This is a genomic window from uncultured Psychroserpens sp., from assembly GCF_947500255.1.
Lineage (GTDB): Bacteria > Bacteroidota > Bacteroidia > Flavobacteriales > Flavobacteriaceae > Psychroserpens.
Genome location: NZ_CANMRL010000003.1, coordinates 228,924 through 253,305, shown reverse-complemented (window position 1 = coordinate 253,305; position 24,382 = coordinate 228,924). Strand labels below are relative to the sequence as shown.

The window sequence follows — 24,382 nt, the reverse complement described above, 5'->3', positions numbered from 1 at the left end:
TTAGTTGTTAGGGTTTTCTAGATTATTTTTCATCAAAGATATTAAACCATGTATAGTTACACCAAAAAATACTATATAAAGACTCAGGCGAGTGAGTGGTCTTTCGATATCTTCGGTTGGGAGTTCTGTGAAAAATGCATAAATAACTAAGCAACTAGCTATGATAATTGACACAGAACCAAATGATTGTACTTTGTTTAATAATTTATGTTTTCGAGGTTTTATATAAGCACCAAGAGCAACATTAATCAAACCAAATAATAAAATATAGAGGTGTCCAGCCCTAAATAAAGCTCTATTCATAAGTTCCATATCTTTTAAGTGGTCATATTTATGGTGCATATATTGTCCCGTCAATAAAAAAATGATAACGATTATAATGCCAAAAAAAAGATGAAATCTTCCAAACATATTTAGCTATTTAATATCAAATCTAATTTCATCTAATCGCCTTACTTGGTCAAGTACCTTGCATTCTAAATTGGTAATATACACTTGATCTCCAGATTTTACTAATGCGATTAATTTTTTTGTCTCCTCGGAAGCTCTATTGCCAACGTTTTTTGAAATTCCAATAGAAGTTGTGTCCCTAACAACCATCATTGTATAGGATGTGATGTTAAAATCTATGCAAGCATATTCACTATAGGCACCAAATTTACCAATACTAAAATACTTTTTAAATTTTTCTTCGGAAACCTCGCCTTCTTCTATACCTGCCAGAGTAGGAATAGGGTCGGGAAAATCAATAACCCGATATGTTCTTTTAGTAACAAAGACAGTGTCTTTTTGTTTTTTCTTGAAAAAGCTAATGGTTAGTTCTCTATGGTCAGTGTTGGTGATTAGATTATAACTACAAGGGTTAATCTCACTTTGTATTAGTTTAGCATCATCACTTTTAATAATAACATCTGTACATTTTGTGTCTTCAATAATGACTTCAACCGGGTTATAAATACCTTTAACAACTATATTTTGCAACGACATTTCTAATGACACTTCTTGGGCAAACGTTATTTGTACAACTAATAATAAGAACAAGAATTTGGTCATAATTGATGGTTTATTCGAGTGATTCCAACTTATCTACACTCCAAGCTTCAGGCTTAGCATTGAACAAAGGTTTGGTTTTTGCCCAAACACTTTTAAACAAGTTAGAATGTCTGTAATTCTCTAAATCGGCTTCGGTTTGCCAATAACTATACGTAAAAAAGACGTTTGTATTGTGTTTGTCACGATAGAGTTCTAAAAATTTACAACCATCAAAAGCTCTAATATGATGCTTATTATCTTCAAAATTTGAAAGGAATTCTTCAATTTTAGAAGCATCAAAGCTCATTTTTACAATACGTACAAACATAGCTTAAGTTTTTGAAAAATTAATAGTAACTGTATCCATGACTTTAAGTCCCATAAGACTTGACGCACTACCAACAGTAGCATTATCACTTTTGTAAACTGCAATTTCTAAATAACCAGACGAATTAAATACAACTAAGCCTTTGCCAGCATCGTAACGCTTATCTTCAGGAATTTCAAAATTAATGGCATCGCTATATTTGTCATATATTTTTTTGAACTTATAACTACGTGCCGAAATTTCATAAGCACGAGTTTTTTGTACACCTTCAAAAAATTGACGTTTGATGTTGGTGATTACATTTCCGTAGTTGTCAATATAAATAACATTTCCAATAATTTGATTCTTTTCATCATTAACGAACGGAATCAAATTTTTAATGGGTTTAATTGTATCGATTAGTTTTCCAATGACTTCTAATGTGCCACCACGAGCAATATGGCATGCTACATTCACAAACACATCCAAAACAGGAAAACTGGTGGCTACACGATCATGTATATTTATTTCAACAATTTTTTGCGGCGCAATTTCTGAGCAAATCATACTCATAATACCATTATTGGCACAAATGAAATAGTGATCGTCTAATTTTACAGCTATATGTTTATTTTCAGGATTGAGTTCAGAGTCAATACCAATCATATGAATGGTGCCTTTAGGAAAACTGCTATATGCATTCTGAATAATATAAGCCGCTTCAGCTACATTAAATGGCGCTACCGAATGTGAGATATCAACAATTCTCACATTAGGCAATTCACTATAAATAGCACCTTTAATGGCACCAGCAAAGTGATCTTTTTCGCCAAAATCGGTTGTTAATGTGATGATTGCCATAGGTTAGCTACAAATAAAGTTTAATTGATGTTTTTCTTTTTTTTACCTTAAACAAAACTGTTAAAAACTAATCATATTTTAACCTTAGGGAAACCTACAGAATAAAATAGTTTAATTATTTTTGATTTAGATGATATTAAAATGAAGCTCATTTTGTCTCATCACAAAACTAATAAAACAAAACAGATTAATTTATAATTCCCATCGCTTTTGAACGAACTTATTTTAGAACTAGAAGAAATTACACCCAAAGAATTTTTTGGAGCTCAAAATGCCAACATCGTACTACTCAAAAAATACTTTCCTAAACTTAAAATTGTTGCTAGAGGCAACAAAATAAAAGCTTATGGCGACGAAGATTTACTTGAAGAATTTGATCGTCGTATGAATATGCTTATGCAACATTTTGGAAAGTATAATAAAATAGATGAAAATGTTATTGAACGTGTGTTGACAAGTCAGAGTAGTGATGATTATACAACCTCAGAGCAAAGCGGTGAAACTATAGTCCATGGCGTTAACGGAAAGATTATAAAAGCGCAAACCGTAAACCAACGCAAGTTGGTTGAGAGTATGCGTAAAAATGATATGGTTTTTGCTATAGGTCCAGCAGGAACAGGTAAAACCTACACAGGAGTAGCCTTAGCGGTTCGTGCGTTAAAAGCTAAAGAAGTTAAACGTATTATTTTAACGCGTCCTGCAGTTGAAGCAGGTGAGAATTTAGGATTTCTTCCAGGTGATTTAAAAGAAAAGTTAGATCCTTATATGCAACCTTTATATGATGCGCTTCGCGATATGATTCCTGCTGAGAAATTGGCTAGTTTCATTGAAAATGGAACGATTCAAATTGCTCCTTTGGCATTTATGCGTGGACGAACATTAGACAATGCTTTTGTGATTTTAGATGAAGGTCAAAATACGACACATGCACAAATGAAAATGTTTTTAACACGTATGGGGAAAAATGCAAAGTTCTTGCTTACAGGAGATCCAGGTCAGGTTGATTTACCACGTCGTACTATTTCTGGATTAAAAGAAGCCTTGCTTGTTCTTAAAAATGTAGATGGTATTGGTATGATCTACTTAGATGATAAGGATGTGATTCGTCATAAATTGGTGAAGAAGGTCATTGCAGCTTATAAGAGTATAGAAAATAGAGATTAATTTTTTAATAAGAAGCTATTCCAGCTTTCGGCAGTCGCTCTCTGCGAGGAGCTTCAACAAATGCCTCAATCTGGGCTAGGATTTAAGTAATAATAAATACAAATTGTTCATTCGTGGCAAATCAGAACCATACTATAACAGCATCAAATTTCAATTTTCCCAACCAAAAAAGTGTCTATAAAGGGAAAGTAAGAGAAGTTTATAATATCAATGATGAAGAACTTGTCATGATCGCGACCGATCGTTTATCGGCTTTTGATGTGGTTATGCCCAAAGGAATTCCATATAAAGGGCAAATCCTCAATCAGATTGCTACAAGCATGATGAAAGCAACAGAAGACTTGGTGCCTAATTGGTTAACAGCGACTCCAGATCCTAATGTAGCTGTCGGACATTTATGCGAACCTTTTAAAGTAGAAATGGTGATTAGAGGTTATATGTCTGGTCATGCAGCTCGTGAGTATAAAGCTGGACGACGCATATTGTGTGGCGTAGAAATGCCAGAAGGCATGAAAGAAAATGATAAATTCCCAGAACCTATTATCACACCAGCTACTAAAGCAGAAATGGGAGATCACGACGAAGATATCTCTCGTGAAGATATTTTAAAACGAGGCATCGTTTCCGAAAAAGATTATGTGGTACTTGAGGATTATACGCGTAAATTATTCCAACGTGGTACAGAAATAGCTGCGTCAAGAGGGCTAATCTTGGTAGATACCAAATACGAGTTTGGTAAAACAAAAGAGGGCAAAATAGTACTTATCGATGAAATCCATACGCCAGATTCGTCGCGTTATTTTTATGCCGATGGTTACCAAGAACGTCAAGACAACAATGAAGCACAAAAACAGCTGTCTAAAGAATTTGTGCGTCAATGGTTGATCTCAAATAATTTTCAAGGCCTTGAAGGACAAACCGTTCCTGAAATGAGCGATGCATATATCGAAACTGTTAGTGAACGTTATATTGAGCTTTATGAGAATATCATGGGTGAAAAATTCGTTAAAGCTGATGTATCTGATATTCAAAGTAGGATAGAGACTAATGTTCTCAATTATCTCAAGTCTTAAGGTATTCAAATTAAAAAAGGAACCAAGTCTGGTTCCTTTTTCATGAATTAATTATTTAATATGTGCAGTATTACTATTCTATAATAATGCGTTTATTTATGATTTGACCATCATTTTCAATGCTCAAAATATAAACGGCACTTTCTAGAGTCCCAAAGTGTAAGCGTTGATTAAATAATCCTCCATTGTTTGTGTAGGTAAGTTGATTTATAACACGACCTCTCAAGTCATATATTTTAATATTAACATCTTTATTGTTTTGTGTACTAAAAGAAACATTTAATTCGTCTTTAGCTGGATTAGGCCATATCGCTAGAGAATCTGATAGATTAGCGTCTTCAACACTTAATGTTGTTGTACCGCAAATCTCGAGATCAAAGTTTAAGAATGTACCACCATCTTCAGTAGGAAAGCCATCTGTAATTGTTAGAACCCAATCACCCAAGGTACTTTCATTATTAAAGGCAGATAACACTTCTGCTGGCTGAACAGTACCACCTACTGCAGGAGCAATAGTACTACAAGACACTGGGCTAGCAGCCTGATCATCAAAAGTAACGTTGATATCATTTGTGCCATCATCACAGGTACTATTTGCTAATAATGTTACAGATGTGCCATTTGGAGAAGTTAATACTAACTCTATGTCTCCAGCCCAAGTATGTGAAATATTTATAGTCATATTTACATCCGAAATTGTAATATCATCAGTAATGTTTAGAGTAGATGTAATAACATGTACTGCATTACCAGCACCTGGAATGTTCAAATTGTTTTCCGAAGAATTATAATTTGTACATGCCACGTCGGCGGTTGTAAAGTTTCTTGTTGCTGAATAAGATGATTCACCACAACTATTTGCAGCTTTTACTCTCCAGAAGTATTGTGTATTTGCAGTAAGTTCTGGAGTTGAAAATGTGGTTCCATCAAAAGTACTTGAAGCAATAATAGCTGTGAATGCTACATTTGTTGAAAGTTCTACAGTGTAACTTGTTGCATCAGTAACAGTATTCCAAACTAAATTAGATAATAGTGGAATATCTGTGGCATTGTTAGCCGGATTTGCAAGTCCTGGTGTATTTGGTGTAGCTCCTTCGATAATAAGTTGGACATCTATAGATTTTGTTACAATACCAGTTCCTGTTACTGTAATCATATAATTTCCTGCAGAAATACTTCCTAAGTTATTTACTGTAAATGTCGTTGTACCTGTATCACTTAAACTAGTCGGACTAAAACTTCCTGATGCTCCAGCTGGTAAATTTGATGCAGAGAATGTTGTAGTATCTGTGTTTCCTCCTGTAGCCGTATAGTTAATGGTATAATTAACTGAATTGGTAGATTCACAAATATTCTCAGAAGAATTTGAAGCAGCTAACACAAAGTCTGGAGCTACGCTACAGCTTACGACGTTAGGCTTGAACGTAGATTCGATAGACATCACATAAGCTTCCATAACAGTTGTTTGTCCGTTACTAAACATAATCATGCAAGCATCGTCAGTATAATCCATAAAGCTCTGAAACAAGCGTTGTTCACCTGTAACACAAGCAGGGGAAGCACCTAGAGTTGGGCATCCACCACTTGGATTACTTTGATTAGGTGTATCTGCAATATTATCATCGGTGGCACAACTACCCGTAAAAACATGATTTAAATTATAGAAATGACCAAGCTCATGAGTTACTGTACGACCTAAATTAAAAGGAGCTCCTGGAACGATACCAGAATTTGGGCAACCAGCACCAGAACCAAAAGCACCTAAGTTCATTGTTACAGATTCACCTGCAGCAATATTTCCAGGAAAAGGTGAGAAGCCTAATAAACCTGCGCCAATATCTTTTACAAGAAAGTTCATGTAGCCTGCCCAATTTGCATCGGTTTCTCCTCCATTTCCAAAATTATATCCAATGGTTACGGCTGGACCGCCTTCAACCATTTCAGGATCTAATCCTGTTGGATGATTCATTGTAGCAATACAAAACAAAACATTTGTATTACCAGTTGTTGTATTTGTACTTGTATAAAATGGCGCTGCAGCATCCCAACCTGAAATATCTGCATTTGTACCATTAAAGTCTTCATTTAAAATATCGATTTGATTTTGGGCTAAAGCTTCGAGACATGCGCGATCAGATTCAAGACCAGAAGGGAAGTGAACAGCGACAGGAATGATAATAGGATCCATTCTTCGATTTGACTGTCTGGCTTCAAGGTTTAATGCTAATTGAGCTTTAAATTTAGCCTGTGTTTTTATGTATTGCCTAGCGTATTCTGGGTCTTGCATTTTTTCCTGCATAAGTTCAACCATACCGCAAGAACGCTGGGCATTTACTAATGTTCCTATAAATAGGAAAAGCAAAAGGAGAGGTAGTTTTGGATTCATCAATTTTTCTTTTCAAGGTTTATACTATAATTAACATGTATAAATGAATTTACCCTAAAAAAACTTTCAATATTTAATCAAATTGATAAATAAAATATAAAAATAATCCACTATTCTGAATTTATCTTATTGAATAGTAATTAGTTGTAAATGAGATACTCCAATAGTGAATTTAATACATTGTATTTGGATTGGCAGCTGTTTTTGGAATTTGTTGAATAGCATCCCAATGTTCGCAAATTTTCCCGTTTTTATCAAACCGAAAAAAATCCATTGTGACATACTGGTCATTTCCAGGCCAAGTTTGATGTGTGTGGAGTGCCACCAAATTGCCTTCAGCAATACATCTTACAAACGCTATAGATTTATTAGGGTATTCATTTTGCATACGATCAAAATAGTCAATAAAACCTTGTAGGCCATCAGCAACATCGGGATTGTGTTGGATATATTCGTTGCCAACATACAGTTCTGCTGCCTTTTTAGGTTGTCCTTCATACGCCATTTTATAAAATGCAATGGCGTTCGTCTTGTTTTGCTCTAGATTCATATCTTAATTTTTAATTGCTCTTACCAATTTCCTTACACCTCTATAAATAAAAGCATTCGTCTTTACATAATGAAACGAAATAATGCATACGACAATTATAAATATAAATGCGCCAAGTATAGCTTGTGTTGGATTCAACGCTTTTAAGAAGAAATGTTTAAGTCCGACTCCTGTGAAACTTCCAAAGATGATTATAAAGTGTATCACATAAATTGACAAGGTTTTTTGTCCAATTTTCCCAATTAATGACCCTTTTAAAAAAGGTTCAGCAGCATAGAAGACTCCAAATATCAACAATACATTTCCGAAGCGCGTAAAGAGATAATTAAAGTAAGCTGAAGATTTAAAAATTTCAATATCTGTCCAATAATGCAAACGCATTAAAAACCATGAAGAACAATCGATTAGGAATATACCTGTGATAAAAAATGAAATTACGGTAACTAATCTGAATCGTTTTTTATGGACATGAGAATAGAATATAGTAGCGAGAAAGCCTCCAAAGGCAGTGTAGCCAAACCATGGTAAAATGGTAAAAATAGAGCCGTAGCTTTTAGTCATATAGTTAGCAAAGGCGATTGGTACATTGCTAAAATTCCACGACTGATATATAGGTTCAGTTAAAAAGCACAAGCAACCCATAAGAAATAAGAGTATAGATAAAAGTCTTACATGTTTCCGAAGTAAAACGTAGCAACCAATAAGTATAATAAGAGATATACCTATACATTGTAAAACGTCTACAACAAAGAAATAGGATTTAAAGTCACCACGTAGCCATCCAAAAATATCAACACGGAGTAAATACCCAATACCAATGAGTAATAAACCTCTGTATAACCCTTTTTTAATTCTAGGATAATCATCTCCTTTATGTTTGGCTCTTAAAAGTAAATATAAGAATACCAATCCAGAGATAGTGAAAAATGTTGGAGCTGTAATGCCCCGAAAATAATACCATATTTGATAAACCATGTTTGACGAATCTCGGTGTATAGGATTGAGAAGTGTGTCTATAAAATGACCTTGAAGCATCATTAAAATTGCAAACGCACGTACGGCATCAATAAAAAAGATTCGGTTGGTTTTCAATAGTTAGTCGATTTGTATAAATATACTTTTAATTTCTCAGGTGTACTAAATTGAAAGTAATATCTTAGAAGGCAAATTTAAGATTGTAAATGGAACAACTCAATTCGATTTCTGAAAAATTTTCGTCCTTAGCATGGGGAATTCCATTACTTGTTTTACTTATTGGTGGCGGACTCTATCTATTAGTGTTGTCACGTTTTTTGCCGTTCCGTTTTTTTGGTCATGCTATAAAAGTACTAAGAGGAAAATATGATGACCCAAACGACCCTGGAGAGATTAGCCATTTCAAAGCCTTAACTACCGCACTATCTTCAACAATTGGTATGGGTAATATTTCAGGTGTAGCCTTAGCTATTGCTGTTGGTGGGCCAGGCGCTATGTTCTGGATGTGGATTAGTGCAATTGTTGGCATGTCTACAAAGTTTTTTACGTCCACCTTAGCCATTATGTATAGAGGAAAAGATAGCAATGGTGAATTGCAAGGCGGTCCTATGTATTTTATTAGAGAAGGTTTAGGTAAGAATTGGAAATTTTTAGCGATCATGTTTTCAGTTTTCGGAATGCTTGGCGCATTACCTGTGGTTAATGTTAACCAATTAAAACAAGCCATTAATGATATTGTTTTAATTCCTAACGGTGTGGAGGTAAGTCTATCTACTAATCTCATCATTGCTGCAGTTTTGGTTATTGTGACAACCATTGTTGTTCTTGGCGGATTAAAACGTATAAGTTCTATTGCCTCTAAAATGGTACCTTCTATGGTAATCCTATATTTTATTTTAGTATTGATTATTTTGTTAATTAACTACACCGAAGTTCCTAAGTATTTTATGATGATTTTTACAGATGCTTTTGATGCAAACTTTATGACTACTGAAGGAAAGAAAGATGTCTTTGGAGGTGTTTTAGGTGCACTCGTATTATTAGGAATTAAACGCGGTGCTTTTTCAAATGAAGCAGGAATTGGTACAGCACCAATGGCGCATGGAGCAGCAAAAACAGATGAACCTGTACGTGAAGGTTTGGTAGCGATGCTTGGCCCAGTCATAGACACGCTAATAGTATGTACATTAACTGCATTAGCTATTTTAGTAACAGGTGTTTGGAAAATAGATGGACTTAATGGTGTAAGTTTGACGGCCTCGGCTTTTCAAAATGCAATGCCTGGAATTGGACAATATCTACTCATGATTTGTGTGTTTATTTTTAGCATTTCATCCTTATTTTCTTATGCTTATTACGGAAAAAAATGTATGTCCTTTTTAGCTGGAGCACACAACAAACAGTATTATAATTATTTCTATATTTTAAGTATCATTTTGGCGGCTACAACTGAATTTGAAGTGATGATCAACTTTATTGATGGGATATTTGCGTTCATGGCCATACCTACAATGCTAGCCACTATTTTATTAGCTCCTAAAGTCGTGAAGGAGTTGAAGGTTTATATACATAACTTAAAAACAGAAAAGCCAAATGATCGATAAAAGCAGCAGTAAAAAACGTACTAGAGCAAAAGCATATTGGAGAGAAAACATTAAGTATGTCTGTATCCTTTTAATTATATGGGCCTTAGTTTCATATGGCGCAGGAATAGTTTTTAAAGATGAACTTAATAACATAAAAATGGGAGGTTTTAAACTTGGTTTTTGGTTTGCTCAACAAGGTTCAATGTATGTGTTTGTTATACTCATTTTTATTTATGTACGCATCATGAATAAGCTAGATAAAAAATATGGTTTTGATGAATAGTGAATCTGCAGAATCAATATTAGATGTGCAAAGTTGGACTTATATTTTAGTAGGTCTAACTTTTGCACTTTATATAGGAATCGCAATTTGGTCAAGAGCGAGTTCAACAAAGGATTTTTATGTTGCTGGTGGCGGTGTTTCACCTTGGGCAAATGGAATGGCTACAGCTGCCGACTGGATGAGTGCAGCCTCATTTATATCAATGGCCGGAATTATATCATTTGCTGGGTATGATGGAGCAGTATATCTTATGGGTTGGACAGGTGGTTATGTGCTTCTTGCATTGTTGTTAGCTCCTTACCTCAGAAAGTTTGGAAAATTCACGGTTCCAGATTTTATAGGAGATCGTTACTATTCTAACACGGCTCGTATAGTGGCCGTAATTTGTGCACTGCTAGTGTCGTTCACTTATGTGGCAGGACAAATGAGAGGCGTAGGAATTGTATTTTCTAGATTTTTAGAGGTAGATATTAATACAGGTGTTATTATTGGGATGCTTATTGTATTGTTTTACGCTGTTTTAGGCGGAATGAAAGGGATCACTTATACACAAGTTGCACAATATTGTGTTCTTATTTTTGCATTTATGGTGCCAGCTATTTTTATTTCAATTCAAATGACAGGAAACCCAGTACCTCAATTAGGATTTGGAGGCGAATTGAATGATGGATCTGGAATGTATTTATTAGATAAATTAGACGGTTTAAGTACAGAACTTGGTTTTTCTGAATACACCGAAGGAACAAAGTCTACAATAGATGTTTTTGCTATCACGCTGGCATTGATGGTTGGTACAGCAGGCTTGCCACATGTTATTGTTAGGTTTTTTACAGTTAAAAAAGTAAGAGATGCACGCAAATCTGCCGGAATAGCATTGTTGCTAATTGTTATTTTATATAGTACAGCTCCTGCGGTATCAGTTTTCGCACGAACAAATATGATTGAAACAATATCAGATAAGCCTTATGCAGAAGTTCCCAAATGGTTTAAAAAATGGGAAACTACAGGTTTAATAACGTTTACTGATAAAAATAAAGATGGTAAAGTTCAATATTTAGCAAATGAAACTAAAAATGAACTCATTGTTGATAATGATATCATGGTACTTGCAAATCCAGAAATAGCAAAACTTCCTAATTGGGTTATTGCTTTAGTTGCTGCTGGTGGTTTGGCAGCAGCCTTATCGACAGCTGCAGGATTATTATTAGTGATTTCAGCATCAGTATCCCATGACCTTATAAAAAAGGTTATCAATCCAAAAATTACAGAAAAAACAGAGTTAAGAGCTGCTCGATTGTCTGCTGTTGGAGCCGTATGTATTGCTGGGTATTTTGGAATTAATCCACCAGGATTTGTAGCAGCTGTTGTAGCTCTCGCTTTTGGATTAGCAGCTGCGTCATTTTTCCCTGCAATTATCCTAGGTATTTTCTATAAGAAGATGAATAAAGAAGGAGCTATAGCTGGAATGATAGTTGGTATTATAGCCATGCTCTTATATATGATAAAATATAAATTAGGCTGGTTTGATGAAGTATTACCTGATAAAAATGAATGGTGGTTTGGAATTTCACCTGAAGGTTTTGGTAGTATCGCAATGTTACTTAATTTTAGTGTATCAATTATTGTCATGAAGTTTACAAAATCACCTCCTGAAAATGTACAAAAAATGGTTGAAGATATTAGAATTCCATCTGGAGCAGGAGATGCTATAAATCATTAATATATGAGTAATTACCATATTAAAAACCTTGAAGAATATTTTCAAGTCTATCGCAAGTCTGTTAGAAACCCAGAGTTGTTTTGGGAAGAAATTGCCGAAGAACATTTTATGTGGCGCAAAAAATGGGATAAAGTGCTACAATGGGATTTCTCTAAACCTGAGGTCAAGTGGTTTAATGGTGGAAAATTGAACATTACCGAAAATTGTATTGACAGACATTTGCATACTAGAGGTGATAAAACGGCTATTCTTTTTGAACCCAATAATCCAAATGAAGGTGCTCAACATATTACATATAAACAGTTGCATGAACGTGTTTGCCGATTTGCAAATGTGTTAAAAGAACAAGGTGTTAATAAAGGAGATCGCGTTTGTATTTATTTACCAATGATTCCCGAGTTAGCGATTTCAGTATTAGCTTGCGCTCGTATTGGTGCTATACATTCGGTTGTATTTGCCGGATTTTCTGCACAGGCTTTAGCTACTAGAATCAATGATTCAGACTGTAAAATGGTTATCACTAGCGACGGGTCTTACCGAGGTGCCAAAACAATAGATTTAAAAGGAATTGTCGACGACGCTTTAGAACATTGTTCATGTGTAGATACAGTTTTAGTCGCTAAACGAATACAATCTGATGTCAATATGAAGGAGGGCAGAGACTATTGGCTGCAACCACTTCTTGATGAGGCATACATCGATTTCCCTCCTGAAGTAATGGATGCAGAAGATCCGTTATTCATTTTGTATACTTCTGGATCGACTGGACAACCCAAAGGCATGGTACATTCTACAGCAGGCTATATGATTTATAGTGCATATACCTTTAAAAATGTATTTCAGTATAAAGAAGAAGATGTGTATTGGTGTACAGCCGATATTGGTTGGATCACAGGACATAGTTATATTGTTTATGGCCCTTTAGCTAATGGAGCAACGACTGTTATGTTTGAAGGTGTGCCAAGTTATCCAGATTTTGGACGCTTTTGGGAGATCGTAGAAAAACATAAGATCACACAATTTTATACAGCACCTACTGCTATTAGAGCTTTAGCAAAAGAAGGTGTTTCTCATTTAGAGAAATATGACCTATCCTCTTTAAAAGTTTTAGGAACGGTTGGAGAACCTATTAATGAAGAAGCTTGGCATTGGTATGATGATAATGTAGGCAAGAAGAAAGCACCTATTGTAGATACGTGGTGGCAAACCGAAACAGGAGGTATTATGATTACGCCTATTCCATTTGCAACACCAACAAAACCAACCTATGCGACCTTGCCATTCCCAGGAATTCAACCAGCTTTAATGGATGAAAATGGAAATGAAATAAAAGGAAACCAAGTGGATGGTCGTTTGTGTGTGAAGTTTCCTTGGCCTAGTATGGCACGTACCATTTGGGGAAATCATCAACGTTATAAAGACACATATTTTTCTGCATTTGAAAATATGTATTTTACTGGCGATGGTGCTTTACGTGATGAAGTTGGATACTACAGGATTACAGGTCGTGTTGATGATGTGATTATTGTATCTGGTCATAACTTAGGTACAGCTCCAATTGAAGATGCTATAAACGAACATCCAGCAGTAGCCGAAAGCGCTATAGTTGGTTTTCCTCATGATATTAAAGGCAATGCTTTATATGGTTATGTGACTTTAAAAGATATTGGAGAGGGTAGAAATCATGACAACCTGAGGAAAGAGATCAACCAGATTATTACCGAGCAAATTGGACCAATAGCTAAGTTGGATACTATTCAATTTACTAACGGACTTCCAAAAACACGTAGTGGAAAGATCATGCGTCGTATCCTTCGTAAAATTGCGCATAAAGATGCTGATAACTTAGGAGATATTAGTACGCTTCTTAATCCAGAAGTTGTTCAAGACATTAAAGACAATGCTTTATAAGAATAATCTAAAATGACAAAGAGAATAGGATTTACCATTTTTGCAATTATGTGTATTTCTATTGGATTATATCCATTGGTCTATTTTCTTATGGAACGTACATTTGGTTTACTTGGTTCTAAAAGTGACGTCGTATTAAGTGATGTGTTTTGGAATATTGGCTTCTATACGCATATTCTTTTAGGTGGATTGGCCTTGCTTATAGGTTGGATGCAATTCAGTAAAAAACTAAGAGCTAAAAACCTGAAATTACATAGAGCAATAGGTAAAGTATATACCATTTCAGTATTGTTTAGTGGTTTGGCTAGTTTATACATCGCTTATTTTGCTACAGGTGGTATAGTTCCAATGTTAGGATTCATGGGATTAGGTCTTGTTTGGCTGTATAGTACTACATTGGGTTATATGGCGATTAAAAAAGGACAGGTGAATAAGCATCAAAAATTTATGATCTATAGTTATGCAGCTTGTTTTGCAGCAGTCACCTTACGTATTTGGCTACCCTTACTAACAATGGCATTTCAAGAGTTTTTAATCGCCTATAAAATTGTAGCTTGGTTATGTTGGGTGCCTAATATCATAGTAGCATATTTTGTTGTGAAACGATTAGGGTTGAGCAACGCTTAATTACGTATTAAATTTACTATCATGCCAAAACCAAAAGGACAGAAAAACGGAAAAAATAAAGCAAAGCACTCTAAGCTTATAGCTCAAAAAAACAACAAGATTAAAGCTGAAAAAGAACTTAGAAAAAAACGTTTAAAGTCTATTATAAATAAGGCGAATGATAAAAAGGAATTGTAATTTCATAAGAAACTAAAGTCTTTTCCGTTAAGTTAGAGAAGATCTATTATTCAATGAAATTTAAGTTTGTTTTTTTGTTCTTGATATCCGTTACTTTTTCCTATTCTAGCAGTACTAAAATTACTAGAAGCAATTATGTACAACAGCCACGGACTTATCTAGAAGCCATTGACCATATTTATAATTTATTAAGTGATGCAGATAGGGACTATGTTAAAAATGTACCATTCTATGACCTGATAATTTTTCACAGAGGTTGGGGAATGGGTATAAGAAATGATCTTGGTCTTTGGGGGAAAAACAAGGAATTGCTCGATTCCTGTGCTGATGCTAACGGAACTAAAACGATTCACCCTGAAAATGCTTCACAACTTATAATAGAAGGAGTCTGGAAAAAACTTAATGATGATATCAGTTTTATTGACTTCTCAAAATTGGAACCAGAAGACTATTTCAATAGAATTCATCAAACCATTTTATTAGCAAAAAAAGAAAATAATACCAGACCTATGTTAGTCTTGCCATCATGGGTTTATGAACAATGGCAATATTGGGACGATGAAAAACGACTAATTGCTCTAAGTGATATGGCGAAGAAATTAGTTAAAGATGAAAATGATCTTGGTAATCTTGCATTGTTGTTTTTGTCTCAAAATAGCAAGAACTCAGAATTAATTGAAGATAAACTAAAACAAAAAATAGAAAATTTTGAAAGTATAGATATACTACTACCAGAATTTTTAGTTAATGAACAAGATAAAAAAACAGTATCTAAATTGAAACCTCTTACATCTCGAGAGTTTGCTTTAATATGTTATGGAATGCTGTATAATAAAACATTTAAATCACTTGACAAGTATAATCAATGGATGAAATTGCGTAAAGATAATTTCTTGGTGCATTGGAAATACTCAAGCAATATGGTTATCAGTGATTTTGAAAAATTATTAAAAGAACCAAGAAAATTTTTAGAGATACTTATTCTTACAGGTGAATATTATGATATTAATGTTCATAATAGTGGTTTAATTGAGAGATACAATACATATAATCAAGTTGTTGATAGTTTGATGGTGTATCTTGAGTTTGAGAACAAAGAATATAATGAATACCCTTATGATTCATCTATTGGAGTAAGAAGATATAATTCTTTAGACCCAGGCTATAATAAGAGAGTTGTTAGTGCAGTACATATGTTATCACATATTGCCGATAAAATAAGTGATGAAGAACTATTTGAAATATTAAGTCCAAATTCAATTATTAATTATAATCATAATCTCAGAACTGATGATCTAATTGAGTATAAATACCTTATTGGATTTTTGATAGCAACTCAATATGAAAGAATATTATCTCACCCTAACAAAGATCGAACTTTTGAAATTCTTAACTATTTCTGGCAGCAAGAATTTATTTCTTGGGCATTAAAATATTTTATATCAGATCTCTTAATTCAAATTGACACTCAAAAAGCGAGACAATTATTTTCAACTGAATTTGATATTGTACCTGAGACAGGGTCTTTTACTAGAAATGCTATTATTAAGACCTTAGTAACATATGATTTTGATGCTAATAAAGAATTTATTCACGATTGGTATTGGAAAATTCAGAATAAAGAATTTAGAACAATGCCAATAGAATGGCATTTTATTTTAACCATATTAAAGGACTCTACAGAAGAAACACAAGAGCTTTACAATAAGATCATTAATGATTCGCGTTTTACAAGAAAGGAGTTTATTGACGATTAAGCCTTAATCATGTAACGTCTCCGCTTCAACACCATAAACACCAACAACGACAATAGCCCAAAAATGGAAAACCCGATAAATAAAGGAAGCACTGAGGTTTTAACAAAACTTCCAATATAGTTCGCTATAGGCACAGCCATCACAGTAGATACAAATCCGTTTATTGCTGCCCCAATACCTGCGATATGTCCTAAAGGCTCCATAGCCAATGAACGTAAATTTCCGAAGAGAAACCCTACAGCAAAAAATTGTAATAAGAAAAAGGTGATGAGCACACCAACACTAGGATTGTTCCCAGAATAAAACAGTACTACATACAAAATCGAAATGGCTGCATAAGCAATGGTAGCTGTATAGGCTATATTAAATGCTCCAAATCTAATTACAAGTCTGCTATTGGTAAAAGTAGCAAAGCCTACCGAAAAGGCTGTACTTGCAAAAATATAAGGGAATATATCGCCTAGTTGGTATTGCTCTTGAAATATTTGTTGAGAGGTACTAAGGTATACCATAAATGATCCCGTAATAAAACCAGAAACAAGCGTAAAAGCAATAGCTTCTTTATACCGTAAAAATTCTTTAGTTCCAGAAATAAATATGGAAGGTGAGAATTTAATTCGTTTGGTTTTTTCTAAAGTCTCTGGTTGACGTCTCCAAAACCAAAGAACAATGATTAAACCAATAATAAGGTTAGCATTAAAGATGGCTTGCCAATTGAAAAAATCGAGTAGTAATTGTCCGAAAGTAGGTGCAACAATTGGAACCAAAATAAAGAACATAACAATGATGGATAGTATCTTAGCCATAAAGTCTCCACTATAAGTATCTCTAGTCATAGCAATTGCGATAGTTCTAGGAGAGGAGAGGCCTATACCTTGTAAAATTCGCCCTAGAATCATCATGTCTAAACTTTTTGTGGTAACACAAATAATACTGGCGATTACAAAAACTCCAAATCCAAAATAGACCATAGGTTTTCTTCCGAAGCTATCAGACAAAGGACCAAACACCAATTGCCCGAAACCTAAACCCAAAAAGATCATTGTAATTAATAGTTGATTATCGCTTGGATCACTCACGTTTAATGTGTTTCCAATTTCTGGTAATGCAGGTAATAAAGCATCAATAGATAAGGCAACAATAGACATCAGTGATGCCATGAGTGCAATAAATTCAAATTTAAAGGTTGGTTTATTTTGCATTGCGCAAAGATACTAGGATTACTTTTATGAAAAGGCAATGATTTCATAAACTCCTCTTAATTATTTTTTGCATAAAAAAACTCCCAAGATTAGGAGTTTTTGTTATGTTAAATATTAATTGTTTTTATTTTTTTCGCGTGTAGGTGATTTCCATAGTTTTCATTTCCTCTTTACCTACAATCATATACATTTCGAAATGGTGTTTATCTTCAGAGATATGCGTCAATATTTGTTTGATGCCCATATCTTTTCCAGACATTGGGTCGGTCATAGTGCCTTCGGTAAGTAAGACCTTTCCTGTTTCGTCTAAAGTACCTTTCATAATCATGATGCCACTTCCCATATTATCTATCCAAGTATTGATAAATTCCTTTTTAGAATTATCATAACCAATCATACCTTCACCTTTAAAAGGCATACCCATCATATCGCCTGTATGCGTAGATCTTTGGTAAAGACCATTCATAATCATTTCATTTTTTGTAGACATTTTTGATGCAACAGGTGGTTGAGATGGATCCATCCACATTTTTACATCACCATTCCATTCGCCATCAAAAGAAGACAGCCACTTATGATATTTTCCTGGTGTCATATGTTCTTGCCACGCTTTCATCTCTTCTGGTGTTTGCGTATATCCATTGGCACAAAACACAAGTAATACTATTAATACGAGTAATTTTTTCATATTGGTAAGGATTAGAATTAATACCTATAAAGATATTAAAATTATTGTGAACAGCTCTTAGCTACTATGAATGTTAAGTTTCTTAATTTGAAAACCTTAACACTTACCTAATTCAAGGGTTAAAAATTAAAACACAATCTAAATTATTGTAGTTATACATATGAGATTATTGCATACTTTTATAGTACCATTTTATAATTAAACTCAACATGCTTACAGATACATTAATAAAATTATATACTAGAGATTTAGAGGCCTTAAAAAAAGAAGTTAACGCTTATACTGATGAAAGTAAATTATGGTTAGTAACCAAAGACATATCCAATTCTGCTGGAAATCTATGTTTGCATATCGTTGGAAATCTTAATCATTTTATTGGAGAGACTATTGGTGATTCGGGATATGTAAGGCAACGTGATTTAGAGTTTTCACTCAAAGATGTGCCTCGAGAGGACTTAATCAAACAAGTAGATGATACCATTGTTGTTGTTTCAAGAGTTTTAAAAGATCTTACAGAAAACGATTTGCAAAAAGAATATAAGCGCCGCGTATTTGAAGATACTATGACTACCGAATACTTTCTAGTACATTTAGTAATGCATTTATCTTATCATTTAGGGCAAATCAATTATCATAGACGATTACTAGATTCATAATGACAAAAAAATTTAAAATATACACACTATTCATACTTATTATCTTTTCGTGTAGTAAGAGCGACATTGCTCCATCAGCAGGAGATTCCGCATCCGAAATTGATACTATTGATAATATATCAGTAGTTGCAAGAAATTACCTTAATCAGGTGATTAATATTATGCAAGATAACTCGATTAATAAATACACAATTGATTGGAACAATTTAAGAAGTGAAGCATTTGCTGAGTTAGAAAATAATGCACAAACCATACAAGATACCTATCCAGGAATATTAAAGGCTCTTGAGTTATTAGGTGATAACCACAGTTTTTATATTGGTTCAAATGAACAATATGTGAACCCAAACAGTGTCATCTGTGAAGGTACGGCATTTGAAAATGTTGAAGTTCCAAGTCATATTGGTTATGTGAAAGTCTCTAATTTTAATGGTTCTGGAGGCAGTGATGGTATTGCATTTGCGGAAAATATACGAACCCAAATTCAATCTCAAGACGGACTCAATATAGAAGCTTGGATTGTAGATTTAAGAGCAAATACTGGTGGAAATATGTGGCCTATGCTAACAGGTATTGGACCTGTTTTGGGTAATGGTACATCAGGTTATTTTGTTGATCCAGATCAAAATGAAATCGCATTTGGGTTTGACAACAATTCATCATTTCTTGACGGAACGGTAGTAATGTCTTTAGAACCAGCATACGAATTGGTAAATCCAAACCCAAAAGTTGCTGTCTTGTTTGACAATGGTGTGGCTAGCTCTGGAGAGGCTATTGCCGTTAGTTTTATTAGCAGACCTAATACTAGAACATTTGGAGATCTTACTTGTGGGCTCTCAACTGCTAATACACCATTCACCTTGAGTGATAGTGCTAGACTTCTTCTTACAACCCATTATTTTGCAGACAGAGATTTAAATATATTTGGAGAGCAATTAAGCCCTGACCAATTTAGTGCTACTGAAGCTGCGTTAACAGAAGCTATTAACTGGATAAATAATAATTAAATAATGAATTTTGATCACTTTAAAATCAATCTATTGCAACCTACAGAAAGTGAAGCGTTTTTTAACTTAATTGATAGAAATAGAGCTCGTCTTGAGGATTTTTTTGCAGGAACAGTAGCCAAGACCTTAACATTAGAGGATACTAAAGCCTATTGTTTAGAAATTGAGGAACGTATTCAAAATAAAACTTACTTGCCGTACATGGTTATTGATCTCACTACTAATTTGTTTGTGGGACTGGTAGATGTGAAAAATATCGATTGGAATGTACCTAAAGCAGAACTAGGCTTTTTTATAGATGCAGAATATCAAGGTCAAGGGATTACAACAAAAGCTGCTACTTTAGTTATTGAGCATATTATTGCAGAGTTTAAATTCATTAAGCTTTTGTGTCGCGCTAGTAGCAGAAATAATGGTAGCATCGCTGTGATTTTAAAAAGTGGTTTTGAATTAGAAGGAGTCATTCGGAATGATTACAGAACTACAAAAGGCGAAATTGTAGATTTAAATTATTACGGACGTGTGTTTTAACAGTTTGTGTTAAACACATGCTAAATCTATAGCTCTATCACTTGTGATGTTTAACTTTAAAGCATAAAACACTTCATATGAAAACTAAGTATTATTTGATCTGCGTTTTATTATTCGCGGCATATTCATCCTTTTCCCAAGACATATCTTTTGAAGATTACAACCCAAAATCAACACTTGTTGTTCCAGGAAAAATTATTAAAAAAGCAAAGTTTCCGTTTATTGATGTTCATGGTCATCAATATCAAATGCCTACTCAAAATTTAAGCCCAGTTGTTGCTGCCATGGATACATTAAATATGAAGATCATGGTTAATTTAAGTGGAAGAACGGGAGATGATCTTATACAATCGGTTGCAAATATTAACAAGAATTTCCCAGGTCGCTTTGTTGTATTTTGTAATATCAATTTTGAAGGAGCAGGAGCAGAGGGTTGGATTGAAGAGAAGGTAGCACAGTTGCGCGAAGATGTAAAAAATGGCGCACGCGGACTCAAAGTTTACAAGAGTTTAGGGTTGAGAAATACGGATGTTGATGGTAAGCGTTTAGCAATTGATGACCCAAGATTGAACCCGATCTGGAAAACCTGCGGAGAATTAGGAGTTCCGGTGTTGATTCATGCTGCAGATCCGAAGTCATTTTGGGACGAATTTGATGGTGATAATGAGAGATGGCTTGAGTTAAAAACCCATCCACGTCGCAAGCGTGATGCTAATAACCCAGCACCTTGGGAACAAATCATACAAGAGCAACACAATATGTTTAAAGCGCATCCTAACACGACATTTATCAATGCACATATGGGTTGGTTTGCTAATGACTTAGGACATCTTGGTAAATTATTAGATGAGATGCCAAATATGAATGTTGGTATTGGTGCTATTATAGCTGAATTAGGTAGACAACCACGTTTCGCAAAGGCTTTTTTTATCAAATATCAAGACCGAATTCTATTTGGAAAAGACAGTTGGAAACCCAATGAGTTTCCAACGTATTTTAGAGTTTTGGAAAGTGCTGATGAATACTTTCCATATCATAAAAAATACCATGCCTTTTGGCCGATGTATGGTTTAGATTTACCAGACGAAGTGCTTAAGAAAGTGTATTATAAAAATGCATTGCGTATTGTCCCAGGTTTAGATAAAAGTTTATTTCCAAACTAGCATAATCTCTTATTTATGTTGATCAATTAAAATAGGATTACCATCTGGATCTGTAATCATGAAAGATGCTTTGCCATCTTTTTTATCCATTCCTGTTTTCATAACAACAGGTAAGTTTTTAGAGGTTGCTACTTTATATAATTCTCGCGCATTTATGGGATTAAATGTAATGGTATTGTTTGGAAACATGCCTTGGAATAACCCAATTTTTGAATTACCATCAGATAAAACCACCCAGTTTTGATCTAGGTTGCCTTCTGCTTTTTTAAACCCTAATTTTTTATAAAACGAATAAGAGGCTTTGATATCTTTAACGTTAAGAGATAATGATAGCTGGCCCAAATCGTTGGTTTTTTTTGCTTTTGTAAGCTTCCAAGTATACGATCTATTAACAGTCCATTTTTCATTAGCATCAATAGTAAATGAACTCACTGTTAATGTATTTGGTTTTAAGCTAGAGCGATGTCCGTGAGTTGTAGAAACTCCAGATGGGGTTGTAAATATCTGTGTTAATTCGGTTTCGCTATCCGAAATTTGTTTTAATGGGCCTATACCAACAGTGCCATCACTTCCATATTGAATGAGTATGCCTTCATTTTTTTTAAAATCCCAGTACTGTCTAAACTCCCAAAATGGTCCAACTTTTTTGTCGTCAATATAACCATAGAGTTCACCAGTTATAGATGTTTTACCAATGCCCCATTTCCAATCCATTGCGTAACTTGTCATAGGCTCATTTTCATTTTGGTATTCAGCATTATCAGCAACCCAAGTCCCAATAGAACCTTCCATGTTCTTTTGGAACCATTCGGGAATAGTATTTGACGTTTGTGCCAGAGTTTGTGATATACATAATAGCAGTATAAATTTCATTGTATTTTTCATAAGTTTAAGTTTTATTTATTGATTGTTTTCGGCCATTTTTTGCCAATTGTCTAATAAAAAATTGGAATCTTTCTTGGCTTGTTTTTCTCCTAAATTCAGAAATAAACCACCTAAGAATGCATTTTTAAATTCATAGCTCATGTCTATGGTTATTTTAGTTTTGTTGGGACTAATAGCATCTATTTTCCAGATTGCAGAAAGAGATTTGAAGGGAAGAGGATAGTCTTCCTTTTGCGTGTTGACTTCAAAACCAAATTCTTTTTCGGGAATCCATGACGTACAGGTTTCTTCCCAACTATTTCCATTTTGATCTGCACATATACGTTTTAAACCTAGTCCTTCTCCTTCTATTATTTTAACATCGTCAATACCATCAGCAGTGACTTTATGGTAATTACCTACATCTGATATGATACGCCACACTTTAGCTTTTGGGGCCTCAACAATGCGTTCTGAAATAAAGTGATTAGTGCCTTTTGCTTTTGAGTATTGTATGCTGCCATAAACTAATATGATGACAATTAAAGCACTAATAATAATCGAAGTCCATTTTAATATTTTACGTACCATTTGAAAAATAATTTTGATTAAAATTAGAGGATTGCTGTGATGTTTTTTAGTAAAAAGGGGCACGCTTAATTAATTGAAACCGATTGATTGAATGCAAATCATAAAAAGCTATTATCAATTAATAAAGGCTTACTATATTGCATTAAGTTTTTATTATGGATAGTTTAGGAGCATCAGCATTTGTACTTACATTCTTATTAGGAGGAACCATTCTAATTGGACTTTTTGTAATAGTGGTATTATTTAGAGCAAGATCTCTGGGAATATCAAGATGGTTTTTAGCAGCATTATTATTTTTTCTGATTTTACATTTAGATACGTTTTTGCTTTTTACTACTGAAATCATTAAGCAATACCCAAATCTATTAGGTCTTAGTTATCCGACTTTATTTCTTTTAGGGCCTTCTTATTTTTTGTTTGTAAAAAGTTTTAATACTAAGCGATTTACTTTTAATAGAGTGGATATGTTGCATACGTTGCCATTTATAATTGCATTTATTGAGCAGTTTATTTATTTAATGCAACCAACAGCTGCTAAGGTGAATACTATTAATTACTATTATAAAAATATACCAGATGGAAATGTTACGTTTATAGAATGGCTATCGGCTAACCTATTTATAATTCTGTTTTTTATTTATGTTGTTGTTTCATTAAAATTAATTAAGTTAAAATTCAACGGCAATAAGTCAGTACTCAATCGTATTTCATGGACCTTAATTGTTCTATGCGTATTTTACATGATATTTCAAACAGGATTTTTAATTACAGGAGTTTCTGCTATTACTACTGAAATTGTATTGGCAAGTTTAATGGCCATTACAATATTGCTTTTGAGTTATTCGGTAGTGGATATAAAAGATGTATTCTCAAAAAACAAAACTAAGTATGAAACATCACCTTTAAATAAATCTGAACAGATTTTAATTAATGAAAAACTGACTCATGCTGTTGCTGTAGAAAAAATGTATCTTAAGACCAATTTAAAGATAAAAGACTTATCTGTTGCAATAGATGTGCCTTCTCATCATATTTCTCAGGTATTGAGCGAACATATGAATATCTCTTTTTACGATTTTATCAACTCATACCGAATAGAGGAAGCCAAGCAATTATTTAAAAAAGGAACAGCATCAAAGCTTTCAATACAAGCTATTGGAGAAGAATGTGGATTTGGCAATAAAACAAGTTTCTATAGGGCGTTTAAAAAATTCACAAATGAAACTCCAAATTCCTATTTCAGTAAAATCACAAAAGAACTCTAGGGATAG

Annotated in this window: 25 protein-coding genes; 14 read left to right on the top strand and 11 right to left on the bottom strand. The window is 33.9% G+C overall.

Annotated features, from left to right (window positions below):
- Genes Q0783_RS10595 through Q0783_RS10580 form a run of 4 tightly spaced genes read right to left on the bottom strand, consistent with a single transcriptional unit; the run spans position 1 to position 2,200 of the window.
- Positions 1–411 carry a hypothetical protein gene (locus tag Q0783_RS10595; protein WP_298894971.1) on the bottom strand — a complete coding sequence of 137 codons (411 nt, stop codon included), beginning with the start codon at positions 409–411 and terminating at the stop codon, positions 1–3.
- 6 nt (positions 412–417) lie between these two features.
- The gene (locus tag Q0783_RS10590; RefSeq protein WP_298894969.1) at positions 418–1,053 is read right to left on the bottom strand and encodes a GldM family protein; all 636 of its coding nucleotides are present in this window, start codon (positions 1,051–1,053) and stop codon (positions 418–420) included.
- Between the two features lie 10 nt (positions 1,054–1,063).
- Positions 1,064–1,360, bottom strand: a complete 297-nt coding sequence (locus tag Q0783_RS10585) for an antibiotic biosynthesis monooxygenase family protein (protein ID WP_298894967.1) — start codon at positions 1,358–1,360, stop codon at positions 1,064–1,066.
- A gap of 3 nt (positions 1,361–1,363) precedes the next feature.
- Positions 1,364–2,200 (bottom strand): SAM-dependent chlorinase/fluorinase, encoded by an 837-nt coding sequence (locus tag Q0783_RS10580; protein WP_298894965.1) that lies wholly within the window; start codon positions 2,198–2,200, stop codon positions 1,364–1,366.
- Positions 2,201–2,410: 210 nt separating this feature from the next.
- On the opposite strand from Q0783_RS10580, the gene Q0783_RS10575 reads away from it, so the two are divergent.
- Together Q0783_RS10575 and Q0783_RS10570 are read left to right on the top strand one after the other, a co-directional pair.
- Complete coding sequence (locus Q0783_RS10575) at positions 2,411–3,364, top strand: PhoH family protein (RefSeq protein WP_298759782.1); 954 nt, start codon at positions 2,411–2,413, stop codon at positions 3,362–3,364.
- Positions 3,365–3,477: 113 nt separating this feature from the next.
- The gene (locus Q0783_RS10570) at positions 3,478–4,437 is read left to right on the top strand and encodes a phosphoribosylaminoimidazolesuccinocarboxamide synthase (protein ID WP_298894963.1); all 960 of its coding nucleotides are present in this window, start codon (positions 3,478–3,480) and stop codon (positions 4,435–4,437) included.
- 73 nt (positions 4,438–4,510) lie between these two features.
- Here Q0783_RS10570 and Q0783_RS10565 read toward each other — a convergent pair whose 3' ends face one another.
- The 3 genes from Q0783_RS10565 to Q0783_RS10555 all read right to left on the bottom strand — a co-directional run bounded on the left by Q0783_RS10565 (position 4,511) and on the right by Q0783_RS10555 (position 8,465).
- Positions 4,511–6,823, bottom strand: a complete 2,313-nt coding sequence (locus Q0783_RS10565; RefSeq protein ID WP_298894961.1) for a T9SS type A sorting domain-containing protein — start codon at positions 6,821–6,823, stop codon at positions 4,511–4,513.
- A gap of 172 nt (positions 6,824–6,995) precedes the next feature.
- Positions 6,996–7,373, bottom strand: a complete 378-nt coding sequence (locus Q0783_RS10560) for an ester cyclase (RefSeq protein ID WP_298894959.1) — start codon at positions 7,371–7,373, stop codon at positions 6,996–6,998.
- Positions 7,374–7,376: 3 nt separating this feature from the next.
- Positions 7,377–8,465, bottom strand: a complete 1,089-nt coding sequence (locus Q0783_RS10555; RefSeq protein ID WP_298894957.1) for a heparan-alpha-glucosaminide N-acetyltransferase domain-containing protein — start codon at positions 8,463–8,465, stop codon at positions 7,377–7,379.
- 89 nt (positions 8,466–8,554) lie between these two features.
- Here Q0783_RS10555 and Q0783_RS10550 point away from each other — a divergent pair, with 89 nt between their 5' ends.
- The 7 genes from Q0783_RS10550 to Q0783_RS10520 are packed head-to-tail and all read left to right on the top strand — an operon-like array spanning position 8,555 to position 16,409.
- Positions 8,555–9,952, top strand: a complete 1,398-nt coding sequence (locus Q0783_RS10550) for an alanine/glycine:cation symporter family protein (RefSeq protein ID WP_298894955.1) — start codon at positions 8,555–8,557, stop codon at positions 9,950–9,952.
- Complete coding sequence (locus Q0783_RS10545; protein ID WP_298894953.1) at positions 9,942–10,217, top strand: DUF4212 domain-containing protein; 276 nt, start codon at positions 9,942–9,944, stop codon at positions 10,215–10,217. Before Q0783_RS10550 ends, Q0783_RS10545 begins: the two co-directional genes overlap by 11 nt.
- Positions 10,210–11,937 (top strand): sodium:solute symporter family protein, encoded by a 1,728-nt coding sequence (locus Q0783_RS10540; protein WP_298894951.1) that lies wholly within the window; start codon positions 10,210–10,212, stop codon positions 11,935–11,937. Before Q0783_RS10545 ends, Q0783_RS10540 begins: the two co-directional genes overlap by 8 nt.
- A gap of 3 nt (positions 11,938–11,940) precedes the next feature.
- Positions 11,941–13,848, top strand: a complete 1,908-nt coding sequence (acs, locus tag Q0783_RS10535; protein WP_298894949.1) for an acetate--CoA ligase — start codon at positions 11,941–11,943, stop codon at positions 13,846–13,848.
- A gap of 12 nt (positions 13,849–13,860) precedes the next feature.
- Positions 13,861–14,475, top strand: a complete 615-nt coding sequence (locus Q0783_RS10530) for a DUF2306 domain-containing protein (RefSeq protein ID WP_298894947.1) — start codon at positions 13,861–13,863, stop codon at positions 14,473–14,475.
- A 21-nt stretch (positions 14,476–14,496) separates the two neighbouring features.
- Positions 14,497–14,652 carry a hypothetical protein gene (locus tag Q0783_RS10525; RefSeq protein WP_298894945.1) on the top strand — a complete coding sequence of 52 codons (156 nt, stop codon included), beginning with the start codon at positions 14,497–14,499 and terminating at the stop codon, positions 14,650–14,652.
- Positions 14,653–14,705: 53 nt separating this feature from the next.
- On the top strand, positions 14,706–16,409 hold the full coding sequence (locus tag Q0783_RS10520; RefSeq protein ID WP_298894943.1) for a DUF6794 domain-containing protein: 1,704 nt from the start codon (positions 14,706–14,708) through the stop codon (positions 16,407–16,409).
- Here Q0783_RS10520 and Q0783_RS10515 read toward each other — a convergent pair.
- A complete protein-coding gene (locus Q0783_RS10515; RefSeq protein WP_298894941.1) occupies positions 16,406–17,611 on the bottom strand; it encodes a multidrug effflux MFS transporter in 1,206 nt (401 codons plus the stop codon). The two genes, Q0783_RS10520 and Q0783_RS10515, sit on opposite strands and share 4 nt — an antisense overlap.
- A 124-nt stretch (positions 17,612–17,735) precedes the next feature.
- Positions 17,736–18,299, bottom strand: a complete 564-nt coding sequence (locus Q0783_RS10510) for a DUF1579 domain-containing protein (RefSeq protein ID WP_298894939.1) — start codon at positions 18,297–18,299, stop codon at positions 17,736–17,738.
- A 209-nt stretch (positions 18,300–18,508) separates the two neighbouring features.
- Between Q0783_RS10510 and Q0783_RS10505 the strand changes: the two genes are divergently transcribed.
- The 4 genes from Q0783_RS10505 (at position 18,509) to Q0783_RS10490 (ending at position 21,656) form a co-directional block, all read left to right on the top strand.
- Positions 18,509–18,955, top strand: a complete 447-nt coding sequence (locus Q0783_RS10505) for a DinB family protein (protein WP_298894937.1) — start codon at positions 18,509–18,511, stop codon at positions 18,953–18,955.
- Complete coding sequence (locus Q0783_RS10500) at positions 18,955–19,962, top strand: S41 family peptidase (protein ID WP_298894934.1); 1,008 nt, start codon at positions 18,955–18,957, stop codon at positions 19,960–19,962. Before Q0783_RS10505 ends, Q0783_RS10500 begins: the two co-directional genes overlap by 1 nt.
- Before the next feature lie 3 nt (positions 19,963–19,965).
- The gene (locus Q0783_RS10495; protein WP_298894932.1) at positions 19,966–20,493 is read left to right on the top strand and encodes a GNAT family N-acetyltransferase; all 528 of its coding nucleotides are present in this window, start codon (positions 19,966–19,968) and stop codon (positions 20,491–20,493) included.
- A 77-nt stretch (positions 20,494–20,570) separates the two neighbouring features.
- Positions 20,571–21,656 carry an amidohydrolase family protein gene (locus Q0783_RS10490; protein ID WP_298894930.1) on the top strand — a complete coding sequence of 362 codons (1,086 nt, stop codon included), beginning with the start codon at positions 20,571–20,573 and terminating at the stop codon, positions 21,654–21,656.
- Positions 21,657–21,665: 9 nt separating this feature from the next.
- Here Q0783_RS10490 and Q0783_RS10485 read toward each other — a convergent pair whose 3' ends face one another.
- Positions 21,666–22,541: a VOC family protein gene (locus tag Q0783_RS10485; RefSeq protein WP_298894928.1), complete on the bottom strand. Its 876-nt coding sequence runs from the start codon at positions 22,539–22,541 to the stop codon at positions 21,666–21,668.
- Between the two features lie 15 nt (positions 22,542–22,556).
- On the bottom strand, positions 22,557–23,111 hold the full coding sequence (locus Q0783_RS10480) for an SRPBCC family protein (protein WP_298894926.1): 555 nt from the start codon (positions 23,109–23,111) through the stop codon (positions 22,557–22,559).
- Between the two features lie 155 nt (positions 23,112–23,266).
- Here Q0783_RS10480 and Q0783_RS10475 point away from each other — a divergent pair, with 155 nt between their 5' ends.
- A complete protein-coding gene (locus tag Q0783_RS10475) occupies positions 23,267–24,376 on the top strand; it encodes a helix-turn-helix domain-containing protein (RefSeq protein WP_298894924.1) in 1,110 nt (369 codons plus the stop codon).
- Positions 24,377–24,382: the final 6 nt, after the last annotated feature.

Excerpts from the sequence above, each read along its gene's own strand:
- Q0783_RS10595 (WP_298894971.1), bottom strand. The coding sequence starts at position 411 with ATGTTTGGAAGATTTCATCTTTTTTTTGGCATTATAATCGTTATCATT.
- Q0783_RS10590 (WP_298894969.1), bottom strand. The coding sequence starts at position 1,053 with ATGACCAAATTCTTGTTCTTATTATTAGTTGTACAAATAACGTTTGCC.
- Q0783_RS10585 (WP_298894967.1), bottom strand. The coding sequence starts at position 1,360 with ATGTTTGTACGTATTGTAAAAATGAGCTTTGATGCTTCTAAAATTGAA.
- Q0783_RS10580 (WP_298894965.1), bottom strand. The coding sequence starts at position 2,200 with ATGGCAATCATCACATTAACAACCGATTTTGGCGAAAAAGATCACTTT.
- Q0783_RS10565 (WP_298894961.1), bottom strand. The coding sequence starts at position 6,823 with ATGAATCCAAAACTACCTCTCCTTTTGCTTTTCCTATTTATAGGAACA.
- Q0783_RS10560 (WP_298894959.1), bottom strand. The coding sequence starts at position 7,373 with ATGAATCTAGAGCAAAACAAGACGAACGCCATTGCATTTTATAAAATG.
- Q0783_RS10550 (WP_298894955.1), top strand. The coding sequence starts at position 8,555 with ATGGAACAACTCAATTCGATTTCTGAAAAATTTTCGTCCTTAGCATGG.
- Q0783_RS10545 (WP_298894953.1), top strand. The coding sequence starts at position 9,942 with ATGATCGATAAAAGCAGCAGTAAAAAACGTACTAGAGCAAAAGCATAT.
- Q0783_RS10540 (WP_298894951.1), top strand. The coding sequence starts at position 10,210 with ATGAATAGTGAATCTGCAGAATCAATATTAGATGTGCAAAGTTGGACT.
- acs (WP_298894949.1), top strand. The coding sequence starts at position 11,941 with ATGAGTAATTACCATATTAAAAACCTTGAAGAATATTTTCAAGTCTAT.
- Q0783_RS10530 (WP_298894947.1), top strand. The coding sequence starts at position 13,861 with ATGACAAAGAGAATAGGATTTACCATTTTTGCAATTATGTGTATTTCT.
- Q0783_RS10525 (WP_298894945.1), top strand. The coding sequence starts at position 14,497 with ATGCCAAAACCAAAAGGACAGAAAAACGGAAAAAATAAAGCAAAGCAC.
- Q0783_RS10520 (WP_298894943.1), top strand. The coding sequence starts at position 14,706 with ATGAAATTTAAGTTTGTTTTTTTGTTCTTGATATCCGTTACTTTTTCC.
- Q0783_RS10515 (WP_298894941.1), bottom strand. The coding sequence starts at position 17,611 with ATGCAAAATAAACCAACCTTTAAATTTGAATTTATTGCACTCATGGCA.
- Q0783_RS10510 (WP_298894939.1), bottom strand. The coding sequence starts at position 18,299 with ATGAAAAAATTACTCGTATTAATAGTATTACTTGTGTTTTGTGCCAAT.
- Q0783_RS10505 (WP_298894937.1), top strand. The coding sequence starts at position 18,509 with ATGCTTACAGATACATTAATAAAATTATATACTAGAGATTTAGAGGCC.
- Q0783_RS10500 (WP_298894934.1), top strand. The coding sequence starts at position 18,955 with ATGACAAAAAAATTTAAAATATACACACTATTCATACTTATTATCTTT.
- Q0783_RS10495 (WP_298894932.1), top strand. The coding sequence starts at position 19,966 with ATGAATTTTGATCACTTTAAAATCAATCTATTGCAACCTACAGAAAGT.
- Q0783_RS10490 (WP_298894930.1), top strand. The coding sequence starts at position 20,571 with ATGAAAACTAAGTATTATTTGATCTGCGTTTTATTATTCGCGGCATAT.
- Q0783_RS10485 (WP_298894928.1), bottom strand. The coding sequence starts at position 22,541 with ATGAAAAATACAATGAAATTTATACTGCTATTATGTATATCACAAACT.
- Q0783_RS10480 (WP_298894926.1), bottom strand. The coding sequence starts at position 23,111 with ATGGTACGTAAAATATTAAAATGGACTTCGATTATTATTAGTGCTTTA.
- Q0783_RS10475 (WP_298894924.1), top strand. The coding sequence starts at position 23,267 with ATGGATAGTTTAGGAGCATCAGCATTTGTACTTACATTCTTATTAGGA.